The sequence below is a fragment of the Flavobacterium denitrificans DSM 15936 genome (genome assembly GCF_000425445.1).
Classification (GTDB): domain Bacteria; phylum Bacteroidota; class Bacteroidia; order Flavobacteriales; family Flavobacteriaceae; genus Flavobacterium; species Flavobacterium denitrificans.
Genome location: NZ_KE384377.1, coordinates 485,362 through 497,811, shown reverse-complemented (window position 1 = coordinate 497,811; position 12,450 = coordinate 485,362). Strand labels below are relative to the sequence as shown.

The 12,450-nt window shown below is 33.9% G+C and carries 11 protein-coding genes; 6 read left to right on the top strand and 5 right to left on the bottom strand.

All coding sequences use genetic code 11. The features are described 5' to 3' along the window. Nucleotides 1-6: 6 nt before the first annotated feature. The 4 genes from H600_RS0114025 to dnaK all read right to left on the bottom strand — a co-directional run bounded on the left by H600_RS0114025 (nt 7) and on the right by dnaK (nt 6,517). On the bottom strand, nt 7-1,191 hold the full coding sequence (locus H600_RS0114025) for an acetate/propionate family kinase (RefSeq protein WP_026729380.1): 1,185 nt from the start codon (nt 1,189-1,191) through the stop codon (nt 7-9). Between the two features lie 82 nt (nt 1,192-1,273). Then, nucleotides 1,274-3,367 (bottom strand): phosphate acetyltransferase, encoded by a 2,094-nt coding sequence (gene pta, locus H600_RS0114020; protein ID WP_026729379.1) that lies wholly within the window; start codon nt 3,365-3,367, stop codon nt 1,274-1,276. A 41-nt stretch (nt 3,368-3,408) separates the two neighbouring features. Then, complete coding sequence (gene corA / locus H600_RS0114015) at nt 3,409-4,479, bottom strand: magnesium/cobalt transporter CorA (protein ID WP_026729378.1); 1,071 nt, start codon at nt 4,477-4,479, stop codon at nt 3,409-3,411. A gap of 154 nt (nt 4,480-4,633) precedes the next feature. Further along, nucleotides 4,634-6,517, bottom strand: a complete 1,884-nt coding sequence (dnaK, locus tag H600_RS0114010) for a molecular chaperone DnaK (protein ID WP_026729377.1) — start codon at nt 6,515-6,517, stop codon at nt 4,634-4,636. A 365-nt stretch (nt 6,518-6,882) separates the two neighbouring features. On the opposite strand from dnaK, the gene H600_RS0114005 reads away from it, so the two are divergent. From H600_RS0114005 to H600_RS0113980, 6 genes are all read left to right on the top strand, one after another. Then, the gene (locus H600_RS0114005; RefSeq protein ID WP_026729376.1) at nt 6,883-7,344 is read left to right on the top strand and encodes an SRPBCC family protein; all 462 of its coding nucleotides are present in this window, start codon (nt 6,883-6,885) and stop codon (nt 7,342-7,344) included. Nucleotides 7,345-7,389: 45 nt separating this feature from the next. Continuing rightward, nucleotides 7,390-8,493: a nuclease-related domain-containing protein gene (locus H600_RS0114000; RefSeq protein ID WP_084157388.1), complete on the top strand. Its 1,104-nt coding sequence runs from the start codon at nt 7,390-7,392 to the stop codon at nt 8,491-8,493. 90 nt (nt 8,494-8,583) lie between these two features. Beyond that, a complete protein-coding gene (locus H600_RS22565) occupies nt 8,584-9,354 on the top strand; it encodes a TlpA disulfide reductase family protein (RefSeq protein ID WP_051234429.1) in 771 nt (256 codons plus the stop codon). 93 nt (nt 9,355-9,447) lie between these two features. Further along, nucleotides 9,448-9,921 (top strand): DUF1203 domain-containing protein, encoded by a 474-nt coding sequence (locus H600_RS0113990; protein WP_026729374.1) that lies wholly within the window; start codon nt 9,448-9,450, stop codon nt 9,919-9,921. 112 nt (nt 9,922-10,033) lie between these two features. Next, nucleotides 10,034-10,471, top strand: coding sequence for an acyl-CoA thioesterase (locus H600_RS0113985; protein WP_026729373.1), 438 nt, complete (start codon nt 10,034-10,036; stop codon nt 10,469-10,471). A 91-nt stretch (nt 10,472-10,562) separates the two neighbouring features. Further along, the gene (locus H600_RS0113980; RefSeq protein ID WP_026729372.1) at nt 10,563-11,399 is read left to right on the top strand and encodes a mechanosensitive ion channel family protein; all 837 of its coding nucleotides are present in this window, start codon (nt 10,563-10,565) and stop codon (nt 11,397-11,399) included. Between the two features lie 168 nt (nt 11,400-11,567). Here the strand turns inward: H600_RS0113980 and H600_RS0113975 are convergent, their stop codons facing one another. Next, nucleotides 11,568-12,260: a hypothetical protein gene (locus H600_RS0113975; protein ID WP_026729371.1), complete on the bottom strand. Its 693-nt coding sequence runs from the start codon at nt 12,258-12,260 to the stop codon at nt 11,568-11,570. Nucleotides 12,261-12,450: the final 190 nt, after the last annotated feature.

Below are 12,450 nucleotides of genomic sequence, written 5' to 3'. Positions count from 1 at the left end.
TAAATTTTAGTTTTTCAACAGATGAAAAACCTGATTTGCAATTTCATATTCTTCATCAGTAGGAACGACTAAAACTTTTACAATTGCGTTTTCCTTATTAATTTCTCTGATTTCCTTTGAACGAACTTGGTTTTTTGAAGCATCAATTTCAATTCCTAAATAATCCATATCTGTGCAAACTAGATTACGCATATATGATGAATTTTCACCGATTCCTGCCGTAAATACAATAGCATTCAAACCATTTAAGGCTGCTGCATATGCCCCAATTGTCTTTTTGATTCGATATGCGTTCATTAATAAAGCCAACTGGCATTCCTTATTTCCTTTTTCTGCTTCAGCTTCAATGTCGCGCAAATCGCTGTAGCCAGTAAGACCAAGCATACCACTTTGTTTCAGCAAAACAGCATTTACTTCATCTGGCGTATAACCTAAATTTTTAATCATATAAAAAATCACAGACTGATCAATATCACCAGCGCGTGTTCCCATAATCAAACCATTGGAAGGCGAAAAACCCATTGTTGTATCAATACATTTACCATCTTTGATAGCTGCCATGCTACAGCCATTTCCTAAGTGTATAGTAATTATTTTGGAATTATCTTTTAAATAATTAATCGCTTTTTCTGAAACATATTTATGACTTGTTCCGTGAAAACCATAAACACGAACTTTGTTTTCGGTCAATAAATAATTCGGAATTGCGTATTTATACGCTACTTCAGGCATTGTTTGATGAAAAGCCGTGTCAAAAACAGCAATTTGTTCTGCCGAGCTGAAAATCTCTTCTGCAACATTAATTCCCTCTAAATTTGCGGGATTATGCAGCGGTGCTAATTCAAAAAGTTGTTTGATTTTTGCTTTTACTTTTTCGTCGATTTTTACGGTGTCACTAAAATCGCTTCCCCCATGTACCACGCGGTGTCCAACTGCCGCAATTTCTGAAGTTGATTTGATTACGCCTTTTTCGGCATCCAAAAGCATATTGGCTACTTTTTGCAAACCTACTTTGTGATTTGGAATTGCAATCATTTCTTCAAGCGAATTAACCGCTGTTTTAAATGTAACATTTGAAGTTTCCAAACCAATTCTGTCAATCATACCAGAACAAATAACTTCGTTTTCTGGCATAACCATTAATTGATATTTTATTGAAGAACTTCCAGAGTTTATGATAAGTATTTTCATATTTTTTAAGGTGCTGACACGCTAAGGTTTTAAGTCTGATACTGTAAACTCAAAGCAGTTTATTTTTAATTTTTAATTGATTTTACATTCCCTGTGCTTGAATTGCCGTAATTACAACAGTATTAATGATATCATCAACCGTACAGCCACGACTTAAATCATTTACAGGCTTGTTTAAGCCTTGCAACATTGGGCCAATGGCCAATGCCCCAGTTTCTCTTTGAACGGCCTTATAAGTATTGTTTCCTGTGTTCAAATCAGGGAAAATCAATACGCTGGCCTGTCCAGCTACTTCAGAATCTGGCATTTTACTTTTTCCTACTGCACGGTCAACTGCAGCGTCATATTGAATTGGCCCTTCGATTTTTAAATCGGGGCGTTTTTGTTTAACGATTTCCGTTGCCGTTCTTACTTTATCAACTTCATCTCCTTTTCCTGACGCTCCAGATGAATAGGAAAGCATTGCAATTTTAGGTTCAATTCCGAAAGCAGAGCTCGATTCTGCTGACGAAATAGCTATTTCTGCCAATTGCTCTGCTGTAGGATTTGGGTTAATCGCACAATCTCCAAAAACAGATACCCTGTCCTCAAGACACATAAAAAAAACTGAAGAAACTACAGACGAATTAGGTTTTGTTTTGATAAACTGCAATGCTGGCAAAATGGTATGCTGCGTAGTGTGCGCCGCGCCCGAAACCATTCCGTCTGCGTGGCCTTTGTATACCATCATAGTTCCGAAATAAGAAACATCCTCCATTAAATCTCTTGCCATGGTAATGCTTACATTTTTTGCTTTTCTTAGCTCATAATATGTATTGGCATAATCCTCGTATAAAGGTGATTTTTTTGGATTAATGATATTTACTTTTGAAAAATCCAAAGTAACTCCGAGTTCGACAACTTTGCTTTCAATTTGTTTTTTATCTCCAATGATTGAAATATCAACCACATCCATATCCATTAATCGTGATGCTGCCAAAATTATTCGATCATCATTCCCTTCTGGCAAAACAATATGTTTTCGGTGCTGTTTAGCTCTTTTAACCATGTTGTACTGAAACATTTTTGGTGTCATTCCTTCTGGTTCAAAAGTAATTACGCGTTCAGACAAAGCTTCAATTTGAACATATTTTTCGAATGTATTTATTGACGTTTCAATCTTATGCGTATTTGTCGCATAGATTTCAGATTTTATAGAACCTATTTTATTGGTAATATTATACGTTCCGCCGTCAACAGCAATAATTGGAACAACAGCAGAAAGTCCTTCTATCAACTTCAAAATGCTTTCTTCAGGAACAATATTTCCAGTTAGAATAATTCCCGAAATCGTAGGGTAATTTGCTGATTCATTAGCTTGTAAAGCACCTAAAATAATATCTGAACGATCTCCAGGCGTAATCACAAGAGCATTATTATTCAAATGCACTAGATAATTATGCAATTGCATCGCACCAACGCTATAATGTCCTATTTCATTATTAAGATAATTTTCTCCAAACAAGACTTTGGCATTAAGCGCATTTACAATTTCTTGCATGGTAGGATTGTTCAAGCTTGAAATAAGCGGAATTGTATTAATCAAAACACTTGGTGGCAAACTTTTTTGAAGACTTTTAGTTACCAATTTAATATTCTCAGGCTGCACTTTATTTGCAAAGACCGACAAAACCTCAACCTCTTTTACTTTGAACGAATCGTATACCAAATACAAACTATCAACCAATTCTTCTAAAGTCTTTCCAACACCTGAGCCAATAATGATGGTTGGAATTCCAAGATTTTTGGCAATTAAAACATTCAGATCCAATTCTATTGAAGTTCCTTCGCCAGTAAAGCTCGTTCCTTCGACCAAAACAAAATCAAAACGGTCTTCGAGTTTTTTATATTTTTCGATAATCAGATCTAAAACCTCACCTATTTTGCCTTTATTTTTCTTCTTGATCAGTTTGCTTTTTGTTATTGCATAAGCATCTTCAAACTTAATATCGAGGTTAAAAAAGGACAAAACAGTCTCAATATGATTATCTTTTTCACCATCTACAAAATCTTCAATTATTGGCCTAAAATATCCCACTTTAGCCGTTTTACCAATCAAAATGCTCATCACTCCTAGCGTAACAATCGATTTTCCGCTATTGTGATCACTCGTGGCAATATATATTGCTTTGCTCATAATTTATATTTTTAATTTGCAGCTATTTTTACTAATTGGCATTAAAACCAACGTCTTTTTTTAAAATAAACAATCAAGGCAACAACTAATAAAAGCATCACGCCCATTACAATAAAATAGCCGTTTTGCGTCTTTAGTTCAGGCATATTTTCAAAATTCATTCCGTAAACTCCAACTATGAAGGTGAGCGGAATAAATATGGCTGAAATTATCGTCAGCGTTTTCATAATTTCGTTCATTTTTCGGCTTTGTTCCGAAAAATAAAAATTGGAAGCACTTTCCAATGAACTCATATCCGATTCTATTTGTTCTAAAAGTTCCAAGCTCTTTTGATGCAATCTGATAAAGAAATTAAAAGTGTCCTTTTGAATTAATCCATTTGTCTCGTCGTCTTTAATCGTTTTCAGATAGTATAACGAATCACGAAGAGGCACAATAGAACGTTTTAAAAAATTAAAATTATCACGATGGTTTTCAATCTTTTCCAAAATAACAGGATCAGCGCCTTTTTTGGTCAAATTAATCAGTTCTTCAATGTTATTTTCTTCGTCTTCTATCGTAATGTAAAAGTTTTCCATCACGGCATCTAACAACAGATAAAGAAGATAATCGACTTTTTTGGTTCTTACGATTCCTGCATGGGTACGCAGACGCTCGCGGATGTGAGTAAAGAAATCGCTTCGTTTTTCCTGAAAGGAAATCAAAATCCCATCTTTCAAAATAAAACTAAGTTGTTCCACTTTTAGATCGTCGGATGACTCTGACGGTAAAAGTGATTTTATATTGAAAAATAAAACGTCTTGTTGTTCTTCAAGTTTCGTTCTTTTAGTAGTGTTTAAAATATCTGCCAACAAAAAATCGTCAAGTGCAAAATGTGCACCAATCATTTTGATAAGATTAATATCATTTAATCCGTGGATGTTAAGCCAATTGTTTTTAGAATAATCAAAACAAGAATTTAAAGCCAAAGGATTAAACTTTTCATATTCTGTAATCTCAGTATCATTATATACAAAAAGTTGCATCTCTGTCTGAAAATCTTTGTGAGATCCTGTATACTCTAAACTAGTATGTTGCAGTTTACGCCCTTTCTTGTATTTTATCTTTCTCATTCATGAAAATTTACAATAGTAATATTACGAAAAAGATTTGGAATGGGAAATGACAATTGTCAGTTTGTGAAAAACCTATAAACAAAAAAACCGAGCCATTTCTGACTCGGTTTTCTATCTTAATACTTTGTACTAATTACTTAATGCTAAAGAATTATTTTACTTCTTCGAATTCAACGTCTTCAACGTTATCTCCAGAAGACTGCTCTTGTTGTGGAGCAGCTTGTTGACCTTCACCACCTTGAGCGTACATTGCTTCTGTAGCTGTTTTCCAAGCTGCATTTACATTGTCTAATCCTTTTTGGATTGCATCAAGATCTTGAGATTGGTGAGCCATTCTCAATTCAGTTAAAGCATATTCGATAGCTGTTTTTTGATCGTCTGTCAATTTATCTCCTAACTCTTTCAATTGAGATTCAGTTTGGAAAATAGTACTGTCAGCTTCGTTCAATTTCTCAGCTCTTTCTTTTGCAATTCTGTCAGCATCAGCGTTAGCTTCAGCATCTTTTTTCATTTTTTCGATTTCTTCAGCTGTTAATCCAGAAGAAGCTTCGATACGGATATCGTGAGATTTTCCAGTTCCTTTATCAGTTGCAGAAACTTTGATGATACCATTAGCATCGATATCGAAAGTTACTTCGATTTGAGGAACTCCTCTTGGTGCTGGTGGAATACCATCTAAGTGGAAACGACCGATAGTTTTGTTATCAGCAGCCATAGCTCTTTCTCCTTGTAATACGTGGATTTCAACAGATGGTTGAGAATCAGCAGCAGTAGAGAATACTTGAGATTTTTTAGTTGGGATAGTTGTGTTAGACTCGATTAATTTAGTCAATACACCACCCATAGTTTCGATACCTAAAGAAAGAGGTGTTACGTCAAGTAACAATACATCTTTTACATCTCCAGATAAAACTCCACCTTGAATAGCAGCTCCAATAGCAACAACCTCATCAGGGTTAACTCCTTTAGAAGCTTTTTTACCGAAGAATTTCTCCACTTCGTCAGCGATTCTTGGCATACGAGTAGAACCTCCTACAAGGATTACTTCGTCGATATCAGATGTAGATAAACCTGCATCTTTTAATGCTTTAGCAACTGGCTCCATAGAACGTTTTACTAAAGTATCAGATAATTGCTCAAATTTAGCTCTAGATAATTTTTTCACTAAGTGTTTTGGTCCAGAAGCAGTAGCAGTTACGTAAGGTAAGTTGATTTCTGTTTCAGCAGAAGATGACAATTCAATCTTAGCTTTCTCAGCAGCTTCTTTTAAACGCTGTAATGACATTGGATCTAAACGTAAATCAATTCCTTCTTCAGATTTGAATTCGTCAGCTAACCAGTCAATAATAACTTGGTCAAAATCATCACCTCCTAAGTGAGTATCACCATTTGTAGATAATACTTCGAATACACCGTCTCCTAATTCAAGAACAGAGATATCAAAAGTACCTCCACCTAAATCGTAAACAGCAATTTTTTGATCGTTTCCTTTTTTATCTAATCCGTAAGCAAGTGCAGCAGCAGTTGGCTCATTGATGATACGCATAACTTTAAGACCAGCGATTTCACCAGCTTCTTTTGTAGCTTGACGTTGTGCATCGTTAAAGTAAGCAGGAACTGTAATAACTGCCTCAGTTACTGTTTGACCTAAATAGTCTTCAGCAGTTTTTTTCATTTTTTGAAGTGTCATTGCAGACAATTCTTGAGCAGTGTATAAACGACCATCAATATCCACACGTGGAGTATTGTTGTCACCTTTTACTACTTTGTAAGGAACTCTTTTTGCTTCACCTTCAGTTTCTGCAAAAGTGTGTCCCATAAAACGTTTAATAGAAGCAATCGTTTTTGTAGGATTCGTTACTGCTTGTCTTTTTGCAGGATCACCTACTTTAATTTCTCCACCTTCAACAAAAGCGATGATAGATGGTGTAGTTCTTTTTCCTTCTGCGTTAGGGATAACAACTGCTTCGTTACCTTCCATTACAGAAACACAAGAGTTCGTCGTACCTAAGTCAATTCCGATTATTTTACCCATTTTTTATATATTTAATTTTTGATTTAATTTTATAACTCAGGTGGCATAAGTCAATCTTTGTGCCATTATAAAAAACTAAATAAAATTGTCAGTTTTGCCGTCAGAACTTTTAAAATCATCTGACAACATGACATTTTGTACGTCTGACAGGTGTGGCATAGTTATTTTTGGCTGTCATTATTTTCGACAAACTTTTTGATTATGACATAATTACAAGGAATTCATCTTTTATTAAACTCTTTATTTACCAAATAAAAAATCTTGTTTGAAATAATCGCTAGCATTGTTAAAAAAATAAATTCCTTAAAAGAAAAACCGAATTAAGCGATAATTGTTTTATTTTTAATCACTTAAACAAAAATAAAATGAAGTCAGAAATTACAGCAACCACGCCAGAATCAGAAATCGTGACAACCCGAGTTCTGAATTTTCCCCAAGAACTGGTTTTTAAAGCTTGGAGTGATCCTGATCATTTGAAAAATTGGTGGGGACCAAAAGGCTTTACCAATACTTTCAATGAATTTAATTTTTGCGAAGGCGGCAAATGGAGCTTTATCATGCACGGGCCTGAAGCTGGAAATTATGCCAATGAATGTGAATTCATAAAAATTGACAGACCCAATCTTATTGCTTGGAAACGTTATTCCAAACCACTATTCCAAATTCTAACAACTTTTGAAACGGTTGACGAAAACAAAACAAAAGTCGTTTTTAAAATGCTTTTCGAAACCGTCGAGGAATGTCAAAAACTGAAACCCTACGTTGTCGATAAAAATGAAGAAAACTTTGATAAACTTGAAGTTGAATTATCGAAAATGAATCTCTAAACATCTAAATAAATTATATCGCATGGTAATTAATGAAGAGCGAATATGTGTAGAGTTTACAATACCATCGGATGTCTAAATACTTTACAAATTGATTTAGTCAGATATAACATTGACCATTTTGATTCGTTGAATGAACTAATTAATTTCCGGAATAATCATCAAATCAACGAAGAGCAAATTATTTCGAATCATACTTTATTTATTGAAGAAGAAAAGTTCGCACTTGAAAAAGATTTATCCGATTTAAATACTTCCATTTCACAAAAAAAAATGGTTCTCGAACTGCAATTAAGACAGCAACTTGACAATTTTAATGACCAAATTGAAAATCTTCCGGAAACCCATTCCAAAATTATCCCCACAATAAAAGACTATTGGCTCAATCTCGTTATCTGCACAAAATTTTGGTCGGCACAGCTTAAATTTCATTACGACATCTTTCTTTTTAATTATCAGGTAAAAAAACAGCTTTTTCGAAAAAATAAACGATTCGAGTATATTTCTGCCAATTTCCAAAATGTTGTAAACGAAAGCAGTTTTTATGATTTACAAGCTTTTGAGAAGAAAAAAGACATAATTGAAACACTAAGCAATACCATTTACGGCGCAATTGGCGAGCAAAAAGTAGAAAGCACACTCAAAAAATTAACCGACGATTACATTTTGATAAATGATTTTTGCTGCACTTTCGATCCGCCAATCTATAATAAAAACAACGACGATCGCATTCATTCGATTCAAATTGATCATCTATTGATTTCTCCCGCTGGAGTTTTTCTGATCGAAACAAAAAACTGGAGTGACAGTTCTTTAAACAATCCCGATTTGCGCTCTCCTGTTGAACAAGTCCTTAGAACCAATTATGCTTTATTTCGGCTCTTCAACAATCAAATAAGCAAATTAAACCATGATTTTTCCCGGCAATATTGGGGAAACCGAAAAGTACCGATTAAAAACGTAATTGTTTTTACCAACAAAAAACCAATCGAAGAGTTTCAATTTGTAAAAATACTCACAGTTGATGAATTACTTCCTTACATTAAATATTTCAACCCAAGCTTTCTTATTGAAGAAACCGAAATAATCGCTGATTTTCTCCTAAAATTCTCTGAACAAAAACGACTTCACTCTAAACTAAACAGTTAACAATAGTTAAGATTTTCTAAAGAATTCTTACAATTAAAAATCAACTTACAAAAAGCTCTTATATTTATCAAAAACTATAAAATCTAACCCATGAAAAAACTAATTTATTTTGCTCTTTTGTTAATTACACCGCTCTTTTACGCACAAACTAAAGTCGCAAAAAAACCTGAAAGAGTAATCATAGCCAACAATGAAATTATCACCATGCAACAACTTGAAGAATATGGCAAAGAAGGGCGTATAAAATCAATGTCAAATGGTGTTTCGGAAGAAAAAAGAAATGAATTTGCAAAAAAATTTGGTGATAAAATTGGAGATAAAGAGTTTATAAGCTTGGTCGAGATTTATGATATTGCAAAACCAGAAAATAGTAGTTCAACTCCTGAAAAAATAGCCAAAAAAGAAAATCTCGAATATCTTCTGAATGTAAACGATAAAGCCAAATATTTTACCTTGAAACTTGTTGATGGAAAAGAACTAAAACTTTCCGATTTAAAAGGAAAAGTGGTTCTTGTCAATTTTTGGGCAACTTGGTGCGCGCCTTGCCTTCAAGAATTTTATGATGTTCCGGAAAAAATTCTAGAGCCATTCAAAAACGACAATTTTGTGTTTTTAGCCATTTCAAGTGGAGAAGCTGAAAAAATAGTGGCAAAAAAAGTTATTAAACTTAAAAGCGACGGACTGAATTTTAATTACGGAATCGATGCCGACCGAAAAATTTGGAACGATTATGCCACAAATTCAATTCCTAAAAACTTCGTGATCGATCAAAATGGAGTTGTAAAATTTACGGCAACAGGAAATGCTGAAGGAAATCTAGATAACATTGCCACTGAAATCAAAAAACTGCTTGCAAAATAATCCATTCTCATACATCTATAGAAATAATTCAAAAATAGCAAGATTTGGATTTTCTAATATTCTAAAACAAAAGATTTTTGCTTAAAAAAAAATATGAAAGCAAATTTTAAAATTCTTCCTTTAAATCATCTTCAGTTTTTAGGATTATTTGAATTAACTGATTTAGAACTAGAAAAAATTGGTGCAATTAAAATGACAGTTGATAAGTTTCCTGGATTTCCTTGTAGATTAAGTCTCGAAGATGCAGAAATAGGAGAAGAAGTTATTCTCTTGCCATATCAGCATCACAAAACAAACTCGCCGTATCAAGCTAGCGGACCAATTTTCATTCGACAAAGAGCCAGCACCCCAATATTTAAAAACAACGAAATACCAACAATGCTCAATCATAGGTTACTTTCACTCCGTGGTTATGACAAAAACGGTATTATGAAGGAAGCAACCGTAATAGAAGGAAATAATCTTAAGGAACAGATTTTTAAGGCTTTTGAAAACGAAAAAATAGATTACATCCACATTCACAATGCAAAACCTGGTTGCTATAACTGTTTAGTTGAAAGAGTATAATGAAAATATTTCCCTTAAAGAAAAACAATAAAAATATGCATGCATAGTAATTTTGTGTTATTCGTCTATTTTTTATTCGTAATTTCGGTTTCTCATTAATTACAATTACAAAATGGCTTCATTTATTAAAGAAATTTCTTTTCGCTGGTCCGATTTAGACCCAAATTTTCACGTTCGCCACAGTGCTTATTATGATTTTGGTGCACAGCATCGTATTGAAATCCTCGAAGAACTTGGTTTGACTTTGAAAGTAATGCAGACACAAGGTTTTGGACCGGTTTTATTTAGAGAAGAATGTGTTTTCAGAAAAGAATTAAAACTTTCAGACAAAATATTCATTCATACCAAAACATCAAAAATGAAAGCCGATGCTTCGCGCTGGTCAATCATTCATGAGTTTAAAAGAGAAGATGATACACTTTGTGCAACCATTACCGTTGACGGCGCATGGATGGACACAAAACTTAGAAAACTAGCTTCTCCAACGCCAGAAATAGCAATTGAAGCGTTGAGCATTTTCCCAAAAAGCGATGATTTTGTTGGACTATAAAATCGAACAAATATTTGTCTTAACTTTATAAAATCCAAAAAGCAATATTCAAAAATTGTTTTTTGGATTTTTTTTCTCAAAATCAAAATTTATGATTGATTACGTAAAAGACTTTAGAATTGTATTTTTTATTGTTATTATCGCTATCGTTACAATAGTTTTGGGCGCTTTAACAGATAAAATTCTTCGTTATTTTTTATACCGAAAACTAAATGACAAAGAATATGATGCCACTGGTTTTAGATTCTTAAAACATTTGGTCATAACCGTAATTTACATTCTTGGATTTGCTTTTGCCCTAATCCAAATTCCCGAGTTTAAAATCATCGGACATTCCTTTTTAGCCGGCGCCGGCGTTATTTCTCTCGTTGCTGGTTTGGCTTCTCAGCAAGCGTTGAGCAATATTGTTAGCGGAATATTTTTAGTTATTTTCAAACCTTTCAAAATCAACGATAAAATCACAATCAATAATTTTGTCGGAACAGTTGAAGATATTAATTTAAGACAAGTTGTTCTGAAAGATGCTGAAAACAACCGAATCATTATTCCTAATTCTGTAATCAGCGCTCAAATTATTGTAAACACCAATATGCACGACACAAAATGCTGTAAAATAATAGAAATCGGAATTGGCTATGAATCAAATATCGAAGAAGCATTAAAAATCATGCAAGATGAAATTGCCAAACATCCATTTTTTATTGACACCAGAACTGCCGAAGCCAAAAAGCAAAACACACCATTAGTCGTGGCTCGCGTTGTTGCGCTGGCAGATTCTAGCGTAAATTTAAAAGCGTGGGCCTGGGCAAAAAACTCTACCGAAGGTTTTGTTATGTATTGTGATTTGCTTCAAAGCATTAAAAAACGTTTTGATGAAGCGAAAATCGATATTCCATATCCACAAAGAGTGGTGACAATCAAGCAATAATTAATTTCAACACATAGAATCATAGATCCTATAGTTTAAAATAAGGCGTTTCACTAATTTAAATGCATCCCGAGACTTCGGGACTATGTGTTGGAAACTAGTTTCTTTCTCAACTCTTTTCGCTAAATAAATCTATGTTTCTATGTGTTAGAAAATATAGAGGATCTTTTATTCAAACTTAAGTCCAAAATTTACTTTCTCAAAAGTCGTACTGCAGGAAAAGGCAAATCGGCCAACATTTACAGTTCCGAAGATTCCTCCTACTGAATGTCCTGAATAAAACCCGCCAGCAGAAAATCGGCGAACTTGATATTTCAGGGCAATATCATTCACTCTTGAACTTAATTGTCCAAAAGCAATCACATGTGGAATAATTTCATAGCTTCCAAAAACTTTCGGAACTAACTTTTTGTAATAATCAAAACTTTCATCGGTTTCGTAATCAACACTTGTAGAATGCAGATTTTCTAGATTTCCACCTATATAAGTGTTTTCAGAGAAATGCCACGAAATACTGAAACCTGTAAAAGTTCCATCATAGCCGCTCCGCGATTCAAAATAACCAACTCCAATTGTGGCTCTGAATTTACCGCAAATTTTTCCGATGTAGCCAATGTAAGTTCGATCAATTTCCGACTTGTCGATTCCAGCGCCGAAAATAATGTCGTCATCACACATACTAAAGGCGTACTGAAAATAAGCCGAATATTGATCTTCATTGGCAGCGACCACACTCCGTCCTTTATCAAGATCGATATTTGCAGAAATTAAGGTTGAGTTTATAACGGCGAAATCAAATGTATTGAGTTCTTGGGCAAATGTGGGGACTGTGAGCAGGAACAAAAGTATTGCTTTTCTCATAATACTATTTTTTAGCTAACAACATTCTGATACTAAATTACATACAATTTTCCTGTTAATAAAAGAAGCTCCCTGAAGTGCTACATTACTCGTCAAAATGCATTATTTTCAAAATCGATATCATTTAATCGATAAAATTTCAATAAATCATCGATAATTGGCAATAAAAGCTATCAAACTATTTCAAAAG